The organism is Arenicella xantha, from assembly GCF_003315245.1.
Classification (GTDB): Bacteria; Pseudomonadota; Gammaproteobacteria; order Arenicellales; family Arenicellaceae; genus Arenicella; species Arenicella xantha.
This window is the reverse complement of the sequence record NZ_QNRT01000001.1, coordinates 6,963-25,253: the sequence shown is the minus strand read 5'-3', so window position 1 is coordinate 25,253 and position 18,291 is coordinate 6,963. Positions and strand designations below refer to the sequence as shown.

General features: G+C 47.3%; 11 protein-coding genes. 9 read left to right on the top strand and 2 right to left on the bottom strand.

The genetic code is table 11. The features are described 5' to 3' along the window. Positions 1-412 precede the first annotated feature (412 nt). The 6 genes from rplM to erpA all read left to right on the top strand — a co-directional run bounded on the left by rplM (position 413) and on the right by erpA (position 4,203). Entirely contained in the window at positions 413-841 is a 429-nt protein-coding gene (gene rplM / locus DFR28_RS00080) for a 50S ribosomal protein L13 (protein WP_113952270.1), read from the top strand. A gap of 9 nt (positions 842-850) precedes the next feature. Continuing rightward, positions 851-1,246 carry a 30S ribosomal protein S9 gene (rpsI, locus tag DFR28_RS00075; RefSeq protein ID WP_113952269.1) on the top strand — a complete coding sequence of 132 codons (396 nt, stop codon included), beginning with the start codon at positions 851-853 and terminating at the stop codon, positions 1,244-1,246. A 229-nt stretch (positions 1,247-1,475) separates the two neighbouring features. Beyond that, the gene (gene argC, locus DFR28_RS00070) at positions 1,476-2,522 is read left to right on the top strand and encodes an N-acetyl-gamma-glutamyl-phosphate reductase (RefSeq protein WP_113952268.1); all 1,047 of its coding nucleotides are present in this window, start codon (positions 1,476-1,478) and stop codon (positions 2,520-2,522) included. A 35-nt stretch (positions 2,523-2,557) separates the two neighbouring features. Next, positions 2,558-3,289, top strand: a complete 732-nt coding sequence (locus DFR28_RS00065; RefSeq protein WP_113952267.1) for a DUF6776 family protein — start codon at positions 2,558-2,560, stop codon at positions 3,287-3,289. Between the two features lie 25 nt (positions 3,290-3,314). Further along, on the top strand, positions 3,315-3,731 hold the full coding sequence (locus DFR28_RS00060) for a bactofilin family protein (RefSeq protein WP_113952266.1): 417 nt from the start codon (positions 3,315-3,317) through the stop codon (positions 3,729-3,731). Between the two features lie 115 nt (positions 3,732-3,846). Next, complete coding sequence (gene erpA / locus DFR28_RS00055) at positions 3,847-4,203, top strand: iron-sulfur cluster insertion protein ErpA (RefSeq protein ID WP_113952265.1); 357 nt, start codon at positions 3,847-3,849, stop codon at positions 4,201-4,203. Positions 4,204-4,395: 192 nt separating this feature from the next. On the opposite strand, the gene DFR28_RS00050 is transcribed toward erpA, so the two are convergent. Continuing rightward, positions 4,396-5,508, bottom strand: coding sequence for an anhydro-N-acetylmuramic acid kinase (locus tag DFR28_RS00050; protein ID WP_113952264.1), 1,113 nt, complete (start codon positions 5,506-5,508; stop codon positions 4,396-4,398). A gap of 12 nt (positions 5,509-5,520) precedes the next feature. After that, positions 5,521-6,960, bottom strand: a complete 1,440-nt coding sequence (locus tag DFR28_RS00045; protein WP_170131915.1) for a M23 family metallopeptidase — start codon at positions 6,958-6,960, stop codon at positions 5,521-5,523. Positions 6,961-7,473: 513 nt separating this feature from the next. On the opposite strand from DFR28_RS00045, the gene tyrS reads away from it, so the two are divergent. The 3 genes from tyrS to DFR28_RS19605 all read left to right on the top strand — a co-directional run. Next, on the top strand, positions 7,474-8,652 hold the full coding sequence (tyrS, locus tag DFR28_RS00040; protein ID WP_113952262.1) for a tyrosine--tRNA ligase: 1,179 nt from the start codon (positions 7,474-7,476) through the stop codon (positions 8,650-8,652). A gap of 2 nt (positions 8,653-8,654) precedes the next feature. Further along, positions 8,655-9,296: a DUF1036 domain-containing protein gene (locus tag DFR28_RS00035; RefSeq protein WP_113952261.1), complete on the top strand. Its 642-nt coding sequence runs from the start codon at positions 8,655-8,657 to the stop codon at positions 9,294-9,296. Positions 9,297-10,120: 824 nt separating this feature from the next. Further along, positions 10,121-18,291: beta strand repeat-containing protein (locus DFR28_RS19605; protein WP_170131914.1), on the top strand; the 8,171-nt coding region annotated here is incomplete at its 3' end.

Below are 18,291 nucleotides of genomic sequence, written 5' to 3'. Positions count from 1 at the left end.
TGGCTACTTGTTGCTATAAGTGTTGTGTAAATATACTTTGACCAGCGCTCGGTTTGCCAGCATAATTCAGTTGTAGGGTTGGTAGCGAGCAAAGCGCTCACCACTCGGACAAGTTTCTAAAGTTAGCTGCAGTTTAGCTGGCTTGCACATCTCCTCCATCCTCCTTTGGTGGTTTGGGCGCGACAAATGTCGCGCCTTTTTTTTGTCCACTCGAAACGTCTTTGCTTGCATGTATAGCGTTTTTACCGGCTTTAACGCGAACTTGTCTTGATAATCAAGCCAGAGTCTCTTATTATCGCGCGTCCTTGCGGGATTCTCCGCTCGGATCGTTATTTGGACCCTTGGTTACAGAGCTCGGGCAATAACAAAGAATTCAACGTCTGAAGAAAAGACATAGACTGTAGAAATAAACATGAAAACATTTTCCGCAAAGCCAGCAGAGGTAAAGCGCGAGTGGTTCGTCATTGACGCCGCTGACAAAGTGCTTGGCCGTGTGGCGACTGAAATCGCCGTTCGTTTGCGTGGCAAACACAAACCTGAATACACTCCGCACGTCGACACTGGTGACCATATCGTGGTTATCAATGCTGAGAAAATTGCCGTAACTGGTAATAAAGAAGAAGACAAAATGTACTACCGACACACTGGTTTCCCCGGTGGTATTAAAGATGTCAATGTTCGCAAACTTCGTGAGCATGCACCTGAGCGTATTATCGAAAATGCAGTGCGTGGCATGTTGCCAAAGAACCCTTTGGGACGCGCAATGTTTAAAAAGTTACACATCTATGTTGGTCCTGAGCACAAGCATCAAGCTCAAGAGCCAAAAGCACTCGAAATCTAGGAGATACGAATGGCAACTTCAGAAGTATATTTAGGCACTGGCCGACGTAAATCATCGACTGCACGTGTACGCATTCAGTCAGGTGCTGGCTCAATCACTGTTAATCAACGTCCATTAGACGAGTACTTTGGCCGTGAGACCGCACGCATGATCGTGCGTCAGCCGCTAGTTTTGTTGGATATGGAAGGCACTTTTGACATCAACGTTAACGTCCAAGGCGGCGGTGGTAGTGGTCAAGCTGGAGCGATCCGACACGGCATTACTCGCGCACTGCTTGCTTATGACGAAGCGTTGCGACCTGCACTTCGTGCAGCTGGCTTTGTTACACGTGATGCTCGTGAAGTCGAACGTAAGAAAGTGGGCCTCAAAGGCGCGCGTCGCAAGCCACAGTTCTCGAAACGTTAAGCGTTTCGTTGCGGCTTGTCCTCAACTGCTTGCAGTTGAGAGACGACAAAAAACGCCAGCCATGTGCTGGCGTTTTTTTTTGCTTAGACGAAGTGTCTTTGAAGTGAGAGTAAAAGCGATGTTTTTTACCGGCTTAACCTGAACCGTGATTGATAGCGGTTGACTGGAACCACAACTCTACTAAACTAAGGGACGTTAATAAACTCCCTCTTAAAGACTCAATCCTCTCGTGAACAAAATAAAGGTTGGAATAATTGGCGGCACTGGCTATACCGGTGTTGAGCTTCTAAGGTTGTTGGTCACGCATCCATCGATCGACGTTGCCTTAATTACCTCACGTGCTGAGGCCGGTCGCGAAGTAGTCGATTTGTTTCCGAGTTTGCGAGGTTTCACCGACTTATGTTTTAGCCCGCCTGACACTGAGCTATTAACGGCATGTGATCTCGTTTTTAGTGCGACTCCGAACGGCATAGCAATGACGCATGCTCGCGCGCTTACCGCCGCGGGTACTAAGTTAATTGATTTGGCTGCTGATTTTCGAATTCGTGATATCGCGACTTGGGAAAAGTGGTACGGCATGCAGCACGCTTGTCCTGAGTTGGTCGCACAAGCGGTCTACGGCTTGCCTGAGATGAATCGTCAAGAGATTACGAATGCGATGATTGTTGCCAACCCAGGATGTTATCCCACTGCAACGACATTGGGCTTGTTGCCGTTGGTGCAGGCTGGCTTGATTCGTTCTAACAATTTGATTGTGGACGCGAAGTCAGGAGTAACTGGTGCTGGGCGAGGAGCAAATGTGGCAAGTTTGTTCAGCGAAGTCGCTGATAGCTTTAGGGCCTATGGTGTAGCGGGGCATCGTCATCATCCTGAGATAACACAAAATATTCAATCCGTGTCTAAAAGCACGGTCGACCTTACCTTTGTGCCGCATTTGGTGCCGATGTTAAGGGGTATTCATGCCACAATCTATGCTGATTTGATCGATCTAGATAAGTCGCTAGAAGATGTCCATCACATGGTTTCTAGCTTTTATGCTGATGAGGCGTTTGTCGATGTGATGCCGCTTGGTTCGCATCCCGACACGCGTTCGGTAAAGACTTCAAATATGTGTAGAATCGCATTGCACAAGGCTGGCGGATCGGGCAAATTAGTCATCCTGTCTGTTATTGATAACCTAACTAAGGGCGCGGCGGGTCAAGCGGTACAAAACATGAATATTATGCTCGGACTCGATGAAACTTTAGGGTTGATGAGTCCAGCGGTCATGCCGTGACAACTATACGATGAGTCCCAAAAACGAGATTTACTATGATCCGCAAGCCGACCAGTGATTTAACGATCCGCCCTAAGATGTCTAGATCGTTGATTATGACGTTAACGGTTGTCGGGTTCTTTGTGTTCTTTGCGTGCCTATATCTTGCATATGGGCAGGGTATTCGTGCTGGGCACGTGCGATTTGCTGAAGATCAAGCGCTGATTGAGCAAATGCGCTCGACCTTGGATGAGCATAGAACTCAAACAACTGAGGCGCAACAAAGTTTAGCTTTTGCTCAGCGTCAGTTGCAGATTCAAGAAGAAGCCTATCGCCAAATTTCAAAGGCGTATGCCAATTCCGAGCAAAAAAATAGTGTATTGGGATCGCGCTTGGATTTTTATCGAAGTATTATCTCCCCTGAAGACGGCCAAAGTGGGCCAGCAATTCAAGATTTAGATTACACCTACGCTGACGGGCGACTCTCATTCGATATTACTTTGGTGCAAGCGATTAAGCATAAGCATCAAGTCCGTGGCAATTTGAAGATCACGCTATACCAAAACGACACGGCGCTCGCACAATGGCCAGTGTCGAGTACGAGAAGTGTCAGTTATCAATATTTTCAGCAGGTTTCAGGTTTTATTGAGCAGTCTGAATTATCTGCGGCGGCTAAGCTTAAAGTTGAACTATCACTTCAAGATGGCGAGACACTTGAGCGCTGGTTTGACGTGGCAAGCCCGGCGGTTGAAGCTATAAACACTAACGAAGTATCTCCGACTTCTTAGAAAAACACATTAATGAGTTATTACTATGAAAAGAAATAAAGAAAAAACGAGCAAGCCGGTTGAAACGATTGATACATTGATCGGCTCTGGTTCTATTCTACAGGGCGATTTGGAGTTTACTGGCGGTTTGCGAGTCGATGGCCATATCAAGGGTCATGTGTCTGCTCAGGATAGTAATAACGGTACCTTGGTGTTGAGCGAATCAGGTGTGATTGAAGGCGACGTCAATGTGCCGCATGTGGTAGTGAATGGCACGGTTCGTGGAAATATTGCATCCAATGGCCATGTCGAATTGCAGGCTAATGCGAAAGTAACAGGCGATATCCACTATAAAGCGGTAGAAATGGAGCTGGGCGCGGTGTTGAACGGAAGTTTAGTGTCTGATGTCAGTTCCCCGGTGTATGATGTGGTGTCCGGCGGTAAAGAGAAAAACGAGGCTTGATAACGTCAGTTTTGGCCGCATAATTAGACAAGAACACAAAGGTGAGGATGCGCGGACACGCTTACGCTATGCTGCTATCCCGACCCCTCTGATTAACAGGTTTAGATAACGTACTATGATAGAGACTGAACAAGCTACACCAGCATCCCCGCTTGATTTCACTACAGCGGCGGCGAGTAAGGTGGCAGAACTAATTGAAGAAGAGGCCAATGATCAATTAAAGTTACGTGTTTACGTACAAGGTGGTGGTTGCTCTGGATTTCAGTATGGCTTCACTTTTGATGAAGAGCAGCAAGAAGATGATACCTCGGTAGATCGGGACGGCGTACGTCTACTCGTCGATCCGATGAGTTTTCAGTACTTGATCGGCGCCAAAATTGACTATAAAGATGATTTGGAAGGAGCCCGTTTTATTATCAATAATCCGAATGCCAGCACTACTTGTGGCTGTGGGTCTTCATTCTCGGCTTAGTACCTGATTGAGCTTAAGCGATTATGTTGCTTGGTTTGTCATCACTTGCTTAGTGACAAATAGTCAAATCGATGACGTTGGCAGGGTAATAGTCGGTTGTGCAAAAAAGAGCGCTTTAAGCGCTCTTTTTTATGCCTATTTACGATCACAGCATGAGTCGACCAATCATCATCGGTAGTCGTATGCTGATGGTCAAGAATTCGGTTCAAAGCGTTCACCAAGCACCACCGCAGCAGATGCACCGGTGACGCTCGGGAGGTTGCTTGGAATCTGCTGCATGAAGCAATAGCCAAGCCAGGCAAAGCCGACCGCTTCAACCCAGTCACTCGGCACGCCGATTTTGTCGGTGGTGGCCACCTCGAAATTTGCGAGCTTGGCGCGCAATTTAAGCATCAGTGCTTGGTTCTGTGCACCGCCGCCGCATACGTATAGTGAGCCTTGAGCCGCATTCAATTGCTGTAACGCTAGCGCGATGGTCTCGACTGTAAAGGCAAGAAGCGTCGCTTGTATATCTTGTGCGGCGAAGGTTTCAAGGTCGCTAATTTGTTGCGCCAGCCACTCGAGATTATAATAATCCGTGCCTGTGCTTTTGGGGTTGGCTTGTTGAAGATACGGGTCATGCATTAATTTTTCGAGCACTGGTTCGAGCACAGAGCCAGTGTTAGCCCATTGACCGTTTAGATCAAATCGCTTGCCCAGGTGATGCTCAATCCATTGATCAAGGAGGCAATTGCTCGGCCCTGTATCAAAGCCGATCGGGTTATCCCCCAGGCGAGAAATGTTGGCGATGCCACCGAGGTTCAACACAAATTTGTTAGTACTCGACCCATCGCAAAAGATTGCGTTGTGAAAAGCCGGCATCAATGGTGCGCCTTGGCCGCCAGCGGCCAAATCGGCTTGACGGAACTGTGTGATCGTGGTCACTTTGGTGCGGTTGGCGATTATTTGGCCGTCGCCTAACTGGAGGCTAAACGGTGGTGTGGCGTTTGGTTCATGGCGAACCGTTTGCCCATGGTTAGCAATCGCGCGAATTTTACTGCGACTGAACTGGGATTTGTCGAGCAACGACAATGCCGCATTTGAATAGTGTTGTGCGAGTTCGGTGTGCAGAGGGGAGTCTTGAATGTTGAGTAACGAGCTATTGGGGCGCGCAGCCTCTGCAATGGCGCTTCTCAAATGGTCTGGAAACGGCGTGAACTCGGTATCGATCACCGATAGGCGAGTGCTGGACTCGAACGCCACTAAGGCGGCGTCAATGCCGTCCATGCTGGTGCCGGACATTAGGCCAATGTAATACTCAATCATTGGCCTACTGGTTTATAAGAGTGTAGTCGAGCTTTTGGCTTTCGCTAATAAGTAATCAGTTTGCACTGAGTCGAGCTCTTTGCTTAAGCTGGCTACTAACGCCTCAAAGTCCTTTCGGTCTTCCGGCTTCACTGATGAGGCTTTTGGTGTTTTGTAGGTCAATGAGTTGCGATGGACGCCATCAACCTGAAATTCGTAGTGTAAATGTGGGCCGGTTGAGTATCCGGTGGTGCCCACGTAGCCGATGGTTTGACCTTGTTTTACTCGGGTGCCGGACTTTACGCCTTTAGCGAAACCGTTCATGTGTGCGTACAGGGTGGTGAATCGGCCGGCGTGGCGTAACACAATAGTTTTACCGTAGCCGCCCTTATTACCGGCGTGAATCACTTTGCCGTCAGCGGTGGCTATAATTGGTGTTCCACGGCTTGCTGCGTAATCGACGCCTTTATGCGTTTTCCATTTTTTTGAGATCGGATGACGCCGCTTACCAAAACGCGAGGAAATGCGACTAAACTCTACCGGTGAGCGAAGAAAGGTGCCCAACATGCTATCGCCTTCTGGCGTGTAGTAGCTGACTTCACCTTGTTGGTCAACAAAGCGAATCGCGCGATAGGTTTGCCCTTGAGTTGTGAATTCAGCCGCTAGAATGTCTCCATCAGCGACCTTTTTGTCGCCAACTCGATGGTCTTCGTAGACCACATGGAATCGATCGCCGACGCGGATATCTTGCACAAAATCAATATCCCATCCGAAGATTTTGACCATGTCCATGGTAATGTTGTTGCTTAACTTCGCGTCCATGGCCGCCTCATAAAGTGATGAGGTGATTTCCGCTGACGCGGTTTGTTTATGTGTTGAATACGCTAAGTCTCGAACGTCGGCACCGGTGATTTCGCCGTCTTGAATGTCAACAACTAGCTCGGTTAAGTAGCTGGTTGGATAGCGGATCTGGCGTAGTGAATTAGCTTGATCAAATTTGAAGGTTAATGCTTTACCGACGGTAATAGATGTCAGTTTCCCAGCTATTGGGTGCTCAGCCAGTTTGTGCGGCAGCGAATAACCTAAGCCTTCTTTGCGGAAAATAACCCCTAGGGATTCACCAGATTTAATAACATGTTGTTTGGAGATCAGCACTTCAATCGGCGCGGCTAACGGTAAATCATCGCCGAGCGTCTCTATATTGACCTTTTCGAGGTCTGCTAGAGATGCTATGTCGTTACTGGGTACAGGTGAGATTTCGCTTATATTTTCCGCATCGTTTGACAGCTCCAAGGCGCCTGCTGTCGGCGCTATAGCGTCGGGCAACGGCTTTATGGTTGCGGTCGTGGTATGTGTTATCCAACTGCCGGTTAATACCACTAAGGTACCTAGTACCCAGTGATGTTTACGAATTGGTGTTCGGCTAGCGGGTTGAGTGCGGTCACTTCCTTTTAGGATGTCCGCGAACAGCATAACAAGGGGGTGCGATAAACTTGGTGGCATAGTGGCGTATTTTGGGTGGTTATCGGGTTGCTTTGATTGTCTTTTGGATTGAGCTAGAGTCGTTGCTCATCTCTTTGCATCTTTGCAATCTTAAAATTGTGTAAAACTTAAGAAGCACATTCTGCGCGTTTCGGCCAAACATGGCAAATATTTACCATTAAAAGTGGATGAAATTGCTGTCATTTTGTTGGACGGGCGTCAAATTTGGTTTGGTGGCTCTGACTTTTTCTTGATAGCGTAAACAAATTAACTGATCTGACGCGGGCATGACTTGTCATTCAACAAATGAGCGTTTAGTCTTGCGGCCTAGCACCGCTTGTTGCATGGTAATCTGGCTGCAAGCACAATATTGTTTCATTTAATTGATATTATTCATCACTGACGAGTCGAAAGAGAGTACACGTGTCATCAGAAAATCATTCATCGGGTAAGCGGTCACCGGACCAGTCTCCAGTCGCAACGTCAGAGGCGCCGTCGGCAGTAATGCAAGAACTGCTGCGTGGCGCAGACGAAATCATTCCTCAAGCCGAACTGGAGGCGAAGCTAGCGACCGGCAAACCTCTTGAAATTAAGGCTGGTTTTGATCCCACGGCTCCTGACCTGCATTTGGGGCACACGGTTCTAATTAATAAGCTCCGTCAGTTTCAAAAACTGGGCCACAATGTCACGTTTCTGATCGGCGATTTCACCGGCTTAATCGGTGACCCAACTGGCAAAAGTGCGACGCGCCCAGCATTGACTGAAGCCGAAATAAAGCAAAATGCGGAGACCTACCAAGCGCAGGTTTTTAAGATTCTGGATCCAGAGTTAACGAAGGTTCGCTTTAATTCTGAATGGATGAGTCAAATGTCCTCGGCGGATATGATTCGCCTTGCTGCGCAATACACTGTGGCGAGAATGCTAGAGCGGGACGATTTCAGTAAGCGTTATGCGGCGCAACAATCGATCGCAGTACATGAATTTTTGTATCCACTAGTTCAAGGTTATGATTCGGTTGCGTTGGAATCGGATGTTGAGCTTGGTGGGACCGATCAGAAGTTTAATTTGCTGGTCGGGCGTGAAATGCAAAAAGCTTACGGCAAGCCGCAACAGGCGATTTTGACTGTGCCTATCTTAGAAGGCCTAGACGGCGTACAGAAAATGTCTAAATCGTTAGGCAACTATATCGGCATTACCGATACGCCAAATGAGATGTTCGGTAAGTTGATGTCAATTTCTGACGAGTTGATGTGGCGCTATTTTGAACTATTGAGCTTTCGCCCGTTGACGGAAATTAGTGAGTTTAAGTCGCAAATTCAGCAGGGCGCGAACCCGCGTGATATTAAGTTTTTATTGTGTGAAGAAATCATAACGCGGTTTCACGACGCGTCGGCGGCTGATAGCGCGAAAAATGATTTTATCCAACGTTTTCAGAAGAATGCTATTCCGGATGATATCGCTGATGTGCAGGTGCCGATGGGTGCCGAAGGTCTGCCGATTGCGTCCCTTATAAAGGAGGCGGGTCTATGCCCGAGTACTTCTGAGGCCATGCGCATGGTGAAGCAAGGCGCGGTTAAAATTAATGGCGAAAAGGTTTCAGATCCGAAGCAGGTGATTGTTGAATCGGAACCATTTGTACTGCAAGTTGGTAAGCGCAAATTTGCGCGAATTATCCCTTCATAGACATGCGCGGCTTGGCTTATTACCTAATTATTCTCTGTGGGCTTTGGTCTACGTGTAGCCAGGCTCGACTTGAATTGTGTAATCGTACTGATTTAGTGTTGATGGTGGCGGTTGGGTATGACACGACGGACGATCGGACCGTCAGTGAAGGCTGGTGGAAGGTCTACCCAGGTAACTGCGAGGTGCCAGTGGATGTGGCTTTGTTGAAAGGTAGTTATTACCTGCATGCGGAGTCGAATCCTCGCTCAACGATGCCCGATGATGCATTTTCATGGGGTGAAGAAAAGCCGCTTTGTGTCCAGTTAGCGGATTTTCGTATTCCTGACGGTAATCAATGTAGTGCTGATCAAATAGCGATCCAGTTTAATCAAGTTGACAAGAATTGGCGCAATTCAAACAAAATCGATATCTTTTACGCGAAGCGGTCTTATGCTGATCGTTTCGAAACTCAAGTTGCAGGAATTCAGCGTTTATTGTCCATGTTGGGGTATGACGTGGGCGACGAATTCGGTCGTTTAAATGAGAATACCGTCGCGGCTCTGAACCAAATTGGCCAAAGCAAAGGAGTGTTTGGGCTAAATTTTGATCAACTTTTCCCCGTGCTCGAGCAACTGATTGCACACAAGCATAAGCTTGATAACTAACTGAAAACGTTAGCTTTTCACCTTTATTTAGAAGGTCAAGGTCTGGCTCGTTTAATGAAATTGTTGCCGTGTCATTTTTCAGATGCGACTAAAGTCCCTTGCTCAGCTAGTCCATATTACGTATTTTCCAAGCACAAGTAGATCGTTATATTTCGTCGGGAGCGGAATAGGTCTGCTTATTGGGTTGGGTTGTTTTTCGTCAAGTTTGGGAACTTGATATTGGTTAAGCGTCGTTTCTAGATGTGGATCCGCCCCCCCAATTTAAGTTAAAACGCAACTGGGGTTGGGAAATGTTGGGTGATTTTTTTCGAGAACGACTTTTGGGTCGTCTCAAGACAATAGGGTTGACGAGCGCCTCTCATCGAGGGGTTGCTAATGACCAGTCACGTATACACGGCTTTTACGAGCCAAGCATCGATCTGATGCTGCCCTCTCGAGCGCTTCCGCTCAGTGCTAACTGTAAACATTCTTTGCCTCTTGACGATGGTCGTCTTGAGCCTTTATTGCATGGCGATGAACCCGTGCAAAAACGTCTGTTTTAGGGTGGGTCAATGCAATTCGAACACATATTGAATTTGTGCATCACCGATGTTCAAGCTCGACGCTTGAATAGAGTTGCGTGTCGTCCTGGCTTTTCTTTTCGTCAATTTCTTTGTGGCGCCTTATGCGTCATTTGTGCTGTGTTCGCTGCTTCAGCGGCGAGCCATTAGTTCCTAATTGGGTTCCTAATCATGAAAATCAATCATTCCTTCTTCGCTTCAATCGAAACCACAGACGATTTGCGTCTCGCGCCTTTAACCGAAACACCACGAGGGCCTTCAGATATGAAATCTATAAATTTTCGAGTCTTAATTCTTATTTCGATTATTTCATTATTCGGAGCGAATAGTTCGCATTCATTCGCTCAAGCAGTTAACGCGGTGAACACACAGAGCGTGACTGAGACCGGCCTTGGAGATATCACGGAAGGTGGTGATGGTGGTATATCTGAGAGGGGCAATGGCGACATCTTCGAAGGTGGCGATGGCAATATTATTGAAACAGGCGATGGTGATATTTCTGAAAGGGCTGGAGGTAGTATTACTGAAGGTGGTGATGGGAATATCTCAGAGACCGGCACTGGCAATATTACCGAGGGTGGTGATGGGAATATCTCAGAAACTGGAGCGGGTAATATCACTGAAGCAGGCGGCGGCTATATCCGTTCTTCCGAAGGTGGCGAAAGCACGACTATTGATGACAATACAATCACCTCAACGGACGGCACCAATGTAACCACGATAAACGAGGACGGTGTTACCACTAACGGTGCTGTTCAAGCTGATACTGTTAGCGCGGATAATGGGCTTGCTGTAGCGGCCGGTGGTGCGCTTATAAACGGTGGGGTCGATACCAACGGCAGTAACATCGTAACGGGTGGCGGAGTGGTTAATTCGCAGGGAGGAACGATCAGATCGGCTGGCGGCAATATCGTTACTGGTGGTGGTGTTATCAATACGCAAGCTGGCAACATCGTAACGGGTGGCGGAGTGATTAATTCGCAAGGCGGCACGATCAACTCGTCTGGCGGTAATGTCGTAACGGGTGGTGGTGTTATCAATACGCAAGCCGGCAACATCGTAACGGGTGGCGGCACGATCAACTCGTCTGGCGGTAATGTCGTTACTGGTGGTGGTGTTATTAATACGCAAGCCGGCAATATCGTAACGGGTGGCGGAGTGATTAATTCTCAAGGCGGCACGATCAATTCAGCCGGCGGTAATATCGTTACCGGCGGCGGTAATCTTAATGTCGGTGGCGGCGGCAACCTAAACGTAAGCGGTAATAGCGACATTGCTGGCTCTTTGAATGTCGATGGAGCCACGTCCACTAACGGACTTAGTAATACTGGTGCGTTTACTAATGCCGGTGATCTACAAGTTAATGGGGATATTGATGCAAGCGGCGACGTTCAAGGTGACACATTAACTGCTGACAGTGGTTTGACTGTATCGGGTGGAGGAGCTGACATTACCGGTAATGTCGATATTCAAGGTGGCAATGTACGAACCAATGGCGGTCAGGTTAATACTGATGGCGGCAATATAATTAATGTCGGTAATCTCGATGTTAATGGCCAAATCTCTAACGACACAGGCGCCGTTGTTATTAATGATAATGTAGATGTTACCAACGGCAATCTGCGTATGAATGGCGGTCAAATCAATATGCAAGGCGGCCAGATTGTTGATTCCAGCGATGGTGAGGTGGATGTTGCTGGCGACTTGCAGGTAAACGGCGGCTTGAATGTTGATGCGCTTACAACACTTGATGAAACCACTATCGACGGCACTTTAGACGTTAATGGTGCGGCGACCACCGATGGTCTAACTAATGATGGAACCTTACAGAATAATGGCGACCTGAATGTCACGGACAATGCCGATATTGGCGGAAATCTTAACGTTGCTGGTGCTACCTCTACCAACGGTATTAGCAATACAGGAAACTTAGACCAAGTTGGCGACACCTCGATAGAGGGCGCTACGAGTATCAATACTACTGGTGGCGCCGACACAACGATTGGTAGCACTGGTGTCGTTACTTTACGCAGTGGCGACAGCGAGCTGGTTTTGGATAATGGAAATAGTTTACTGGGTTCACGCAACACACTAGCTGGCGCTGATTCGATTGTAGTCGGTGATGATAACGAAGTTGATGGTGATAACACCTATGTTTCAGGCACTAATAATGCCACCTTGGGCGACGATAATTTTGTCCAAGGCGACAGCAACTTGGTCGAAGGCTCGGGCAATATTGTTACCGGCTCAGGGAATTTCATAGATCCAGCGAACGACAATATTATTAACGGTGATAACAACACGATTAACGCCAATGATGGGCTCGGCAATGGTGGCAGCATACCTGCAGCAAACCCTTTTCTGTCACAAGGTGCAAACCGCGCCAACGACAATATTATTGATGGCAACGGTAACTCGATTGAAGTAGTCACTACATCGGCAGACAGCGTTTCTACCGCGAATGCTAACACCTTAACTGGTTCAAATAATAACGTGTTCGGTTCTGCTGATGGTGTGGATGCGACGTCACGTATTAATGATAATGCAGTGGATGGTAGCGATAACATTTTTATCGGAGCTGCTGACGGAACGGATGCGACGTCTCGAATTAACGATAATGAGTTAAGTGGTAATGGCAACGCGTTGGCCGCAGCAGCGCTTGGCGATGACTCTTCTGCGCGCAGCAACGATAATGTATTGACTGGGTCGCAAAATATCACTGGTGCGCTTGCCATCGATGGCGGTGAAGCGCGAACCAATAATAACCTGATTAATGGCAATCAGAACATTAATGGTTCAGTGGCGGACCAAGGCAGCGACTCGCGTGCCAATGATAATCTAATTAATGGCTCGCAAAACCTAAATACTGCAATTGGGTCGGGTGACGCCACCGCACGCGCGAACAATAATATTATCGACGGCGTGCAAAATGTTAGTGGTGCATTAGCCTTGGATGAAGGGAATGCGGCGGCCAATGATAATACTCTTAGCGGTGTAAATAATGTAAATGGTGCGGCAGCAATTGGTGCCGATTCTATCGCACGTGCGAATGAAAACTCAGTTGAGGGTAATCAAAACATATTGGTAGCAGGTGCCACTGACGGCGCACAAGCTAGAGCCAACGACAACAGTATAAACGGTAATAATACATTCGTCTCTGCCACCTCAGATGGTACGGACAGTACTGCAGATGCGAATCAGAATGAAATTGATGGTGGTGAAAATGCGATAATCGTTGACTCCACTAACGGTGGTTCAGCAGCGGCCAACGACAATGATGTCAACGGTTCAGATACGTTGATCGAGGTGCAGGCTGACAATAATGGTGATGCACGGGCCAACGATAATGATGTGGATGGAGATGAGAATGGGCTATTCGTATTCGCCGATGACGAAGGCGACGCAAGAGCGAATCAGAATAATATCGACGGGTCTGAAAACGAATTAGTTGCCGAAGCTGATGGTGTAGGAAGTATCGCTCGCGTTAATGACAACGAAATTGATGGGGGCGAAAACTTCATCGAAGCGAGAGCTTTGGATGGTGGCGTTGCGCGTGCTAATGACAACGAAATCAATGGTAGCGATTCGTCGATTGATGTTGACGCGTCAAATGGTTTTACCGCGACGTCTAACGATAATGAGTTGATTGGCGATGACAACGATATAGTTGTTATTGCGACGACAGCTGATGCCAGCGCCGACAATAATATTTTGTCCGGCCAGGACAATGATATTGACGTGGCTGACTCTGTTGCCGATGACAATATCTTGGTCGGCGTAGAAAACACACTTACAGCGACAGGCGAATCAACTGTATCGGATAACTATGTAGACGGTACCGATAACACAATTTCTGGATCGTCTGGTAGCAGGGCGCAGAGTAATTGGGTGATCGGGGCAGGCAATGCAATTAATGCTAATGACGGCGGCACGACTCAAAATAACCAGGTTAATGGTTTCGATAACACCGTCAATAATGCCAGTGATAATTTGGTTAGCGGTAGCGGCAACCTTATAAACGATGGTAGCGATAATAATATTGTTGATGGGCAAAATAATCTGGTTGATGGTGGTGCTGCCGATAACCTGGTAGTCGGAGAGTCTAATACGGTCACCGGCGACAACAATGAGATATTTGGCCGCGACAACGAAGTGTCGGGCGATAATAATCTAGGGGTGTTCGGTTCTGGCAATACTGGGTTGAGTGGCAGTGGGAACGCCGTATATGGCGATACTAATGTGAACTTGTCTGGTGACAACAACAATATATACGGTAGTGATAACGACAATGTTGACGGTGACAACAACTTGATTGTTGGTGACCGAAACGATGGGATGTCTGGTCAGTTCAATAATGTAGTTGGTGATGCTAACGTTGATGTGGATGGCGATGGCAACGACATTGTTGGTAGCTTGAATAACAACATTACTGGTGATGACAATCTTATTGTCGGTGATGCAAATAGCAATATGTCAGGGGACGACAATCAGGTTTTGGGTACAGGTAATACCGGAACGTCGGGTAGTGGCAACCAAATCACCGGTAACAGTAATAGTGATATGGATGGCGACAACAATCAAGTTGTCGGCAACGGGAATACGGGCATGTCAGGCACATTTAATAATGTGGTGGGCGATGCTAATACCGACGTCGATGGCGATGGCAACGACATTTTCGGTAGTTTGAATGACGGTGTGACGGGTGATTCGAACCTTATTATTGGCGACAATAATGATGCAATGTCGGGCAGCGATAACGCGGTTGTGGGTGACGGCAATACCGATATGGCAGGTAACTTCAACAATATCGTGGGTGATGCCAATACCGGCGTCGATGGTGATGGGAATGATATTTTTGGTAGCCTAAACGACAATGTGACTGGAGATTCGAATCTCATTATTGGTGATGATAATGACGATATGTCTGGCGACAACAATGTGCTTACGGGTGATGGCAATAGCGGTATGTCCGGTAGCGGTAATGCCGTGACGGGTAGCGCAAATACTGATATGTCCGGCAACGATAATACGGTGCTCGGCAGCGGTAATGAGCTCGTCCGCGGAAATGATAATTTCATCTCCGGTAACGGCAACTCGAACATGGATGGTAACGATAATGCTGTTTTTGGTGATGACAACTTTAACTTAGATGGCGACGGTAACAGCATTGTTGGTAATTCTAATAATGGAATTGAAGGCGATGGAAATGTGATTGTCGGTAACGGTAACAATAATGTCGACGGCAATGACAACGTTGTTACCGGTAATACCAATGCCAACATGCAAGGATCTAATAATACGGTTAGCGGCTCGAACAATACTGGTTTGGGTGGCGACGATAACTCGATTTTCGGTAACGGCAATGGCGGAATGGATGGTGACGGCAATGTCGTCACCGGTAATGATAACGATAACCTCGATGGCGATAATAATACGGTTGCTGGCAGCGGCAACACAGGCATGGACGGCAACAATAATCGCGTCTTTGGGAATAATAATGATCAAATCGATACTGACGAAAACAATATCGTGGGTGATAACAACTCTATTACTGTGGGTGGCAATAATACGATTGTCGGCGACGGCAATGGCGTTGCCGGTGCCGATAATGCTGTTTCGGGTAATAACAATACCGGCTTGAGTGGCGATAACAATCAAGTCGTCGGTGATAGCAACACTGGTTTAGTAGGTGACAATAACCTTGTGACTGGCGACGATAATGCTGATTTGGTTGGTAACAATAACCGTGTAATTGGTGTGAGCAACGAGAGCGTTACCGGAAATAACAATACGATCATCGGTAACAATAATGACGACCTCACGGGTAATGCGAACCAAGTCAGCGGTAATCAAAACTCCGGTTTGTCAGGTAACCGCAACGACATCACTGGTGATGGTAACTCGGGCCTAACCGGTAACAATAATCAAGTTGCAGGCGATGGAAATACCGATCTTGTTGGCGATAGTAATTTACTGACCGGCGATAACAATACCAACCTGCAAGGTAATAATAATCGCGTTGTTGGCACGAGCAACGACAACGTTGCGGGCAATAATAATACGATTATTGGTAATAACAATGATGGCCTTAGTGGCAATGCCAACCAAGTCAGTGGTAATCAAAATACTGGTTTAACGGGTAGTGATAACGATATTAACGGTGACGGAAACTCTGGGTTAACAGGCAACAATAATCAGGTTTCTGGTGACGATAACCTTAACTTATCCGGTGATGACAACTTGCTGACTGGCGACCGAAACTCGATAAGCAGCAACGACAATAATATTCTCGGTGACGACAATATTGTAGGCGGTGGTGATAACAACACGGTGCTGGGTGACGACAATACGGCTAATGGCGAGAACTTGGCGATTACTGGTGGCGCGAACAATGTCAGTGGTACCGATTCAATTTCAGTGGGCAATCGCAATACTGTCGCGGGTGACGGTAACATCGCGATTGGTAATGACTTGATGGTGACTGGTGGAGCCGACAACGTGGCTATCGGTGGTGAAGATAATGTTATTAACACTATTAATGGCGACCACAATGCTATTTTGGGTGGTCACGATAACACCATTTCTGGCGATGGAACTGAAGACAATATTATTCTTGGCGGCAACAATAATCTAGTTTCGACAGGTGCCACGGCCAATACCGTGAGTGGTGTTTTCAATACGGTGGACGACAGTGACAATAACACCGTCAGCGGGAACAATAATAATGTTGTTGCCGGAGCTGATGGAAATCAAGTTTCAGGTAGTGCCAACTTCGTGAATGATAGTGACCAAAACGATATCAGTGGCTCAGGTAACCAACTTGTCGTCGGTTCCGATCAAAATAATGTGTCGGGTTCATCTAATTTGCTGAATAACTCTGATCAGAACGACGTTAGCGGCAACGCTAATCAAGTAATTAGCTCAAATCAAAATGATGTATCAGGTGCCGCTAACTTGGTTAATGCTAGTAATCAAAACTCTGTGGCTGGCAATGCTAACCAGCTGCTTAATGGCTCGGATCAAAATGACGTTTCTGGCAATGGAAACCTACTCAACGGGGCCGATCAAAATGCGGTTAGTGGGAGTGCCAATCAGCTACTGAATGGCTCAGATCAAAACGCCGTGTCTGGTAGTGCGAACCTGTTGGAGGGTTCGGATCAAAATAGTGTTAGCGGAAACGCGAACCGGCTAGTAAATGGCGCAAACCAAAATGATGTATCAGGTAATACTAACTTAGTCGACGCTTCAAGTCAGAACACCGTCGGTGGTGATTCGAATGTGTTGATCTCGGGCTCCGATCAGAACGATGTTTCCGGTGCGTCTAACTTGCTGGACAGCAGTGATCAGAATGCCGTAAGTGGTAACTCCAACCGTCTAGTAAATGGTGCGGATCGTAACAGTGTGTCAGGTAACAATAATTTGCTGGATAGCAGTGATGACAACGATGTCAGTGGTAACGGCAATCAAGTAATTTTGGGGTCTGATCGCAACGCGGTATCGGGTAATGCAAACCTAGTCAATGGCAGTGATGATAATGCCGTTAGCGGTAACGCCAACCAAGTACTCAATGGTTCTGACCAAAATAATGTAAGCGGATCTACCAACCTATTAAATGACAGTGATGCGAACTCAGTGTCCGGTCAAAGCAATACGCTGGTAAATGGTTCCGATGCGAACACCGTGGCGGGCGAGCTTAATGTTGTGGACAACTCCGACGGCAACACCGTTTCAGGTTTATTGAATGAGCTGACTGATTCTGAAGCGAACCAAGTTTCGGGGTATGGAAACGTACTGAATGACGCGTTGGACAACCAGGTAGCAGGTGCCGAGAATACCGTTGACGAAAGTAATGGTAATACTGTCGCTGGCTTGGGTAATACCATTGAAGACGATAGTGATGCCAATAGCGTTGCAGGTTATGAGAACACGATTACCAATGAGTCACAGGCTAATCAAGTTGTTGGTGCTGACAATTTAGTTGATGACAGTAATGGCAATACGGTGTCGGGTGTCAGCAATGATGTAGTCAACTTCAGTAATGATAATGTGGTAGCCGGCGAGAGTAATGAACTGGATAACTCTGGTCAGAACTCGGTGGTGGGTCTGGATAATGAGCTCGAAGACAGTAATGGCAACACGGTATCAGGCCAAGGTAACATTCTCGACGAAGCATACGACAACCAAGTTACTGGCTTGGAAAATAGTGTGGTGCTTTCGGAAGGCAACACTGTCGCGGGAAGTTTCAATACTGTGGACGACGTGTTTGATAACACTATTGCCGGTACCAATAATCGAGTGGTTGATCAATCAGACAACAACACGGTGTCAGGTGACTCCAATGTGGTTCGTGATGACTCGAACAACAATACCGTCGCGGGTGAATCTAATACCGTACGTGAAGGATCAGACGGCAGCACCATAAGCGGCTTTGATAA

Excerpts from the sequence above, each read along its gene's own strand:
- rplM (WP_113952270.1), top strand. The coding sequence starts at position 413 with ATGAAAACATTTTCCGCAAAGCCAGCAGAGGTAAAGCGCGAGTGGTTC.
- rpsI (WP_113952269.1), top strand. The coding sequence starts at position 851 with ATGGCAACTTCAGAAGTATATTTAGGCACTGGCCGACGTAAATCATCG.
- DFR28_RS00065 (WP_113952267.1), top strand. The coding sequence starts at position 2,558 with ATGATCCGCAAGCCGACCAGTGATTTAACGATCCGCCCTAAGATGTCT.
- DFR28_RS00060 (WP_113952266.1), top strand. The coding sequence starts at position 3,315 with ATGAAAAGAAATAAAGAAAAAACGAGCAAGCCGGTTGAAACGATTGAT.
- erpA (WP_113952265.1), top strand. The coding sequence starts at position 3,847 with ATGATAGAGACTGAACAAGCTACACCAGCATCCCCGCTTGATTTCACT.
- DFR28_RS00050 (WP_113952264.1), bottom strand. The coding sequence starts at position 5,508 with ATGATTGAGTATTACATTGGCCTAATGTCCGGCACCAGCATGGACGGC.
- DFR28_RS00045 (WP_170131915.1), bottom strand. The coding sequence starts at position 6,960 with ATGCTGTTCGCGGACATCCTAAAAGGAAGTGACCGCACTCAACCCGCT.
- tyrS (WP_113952262.1), top strand. The coding sequence starts at position 7,474 with ATGCAAGAACTGCTGCGTGGCGCAGACGAAATCATTCCTCAAGCCGAA.
- DFR28_RS00035 (WP_113952261.1), top strand. The coding sequence starts at position 8,655 with ATGCGCGGCTTGGCTTATTACCTAATTATTCTCTGTGGGCTTTGGTCT.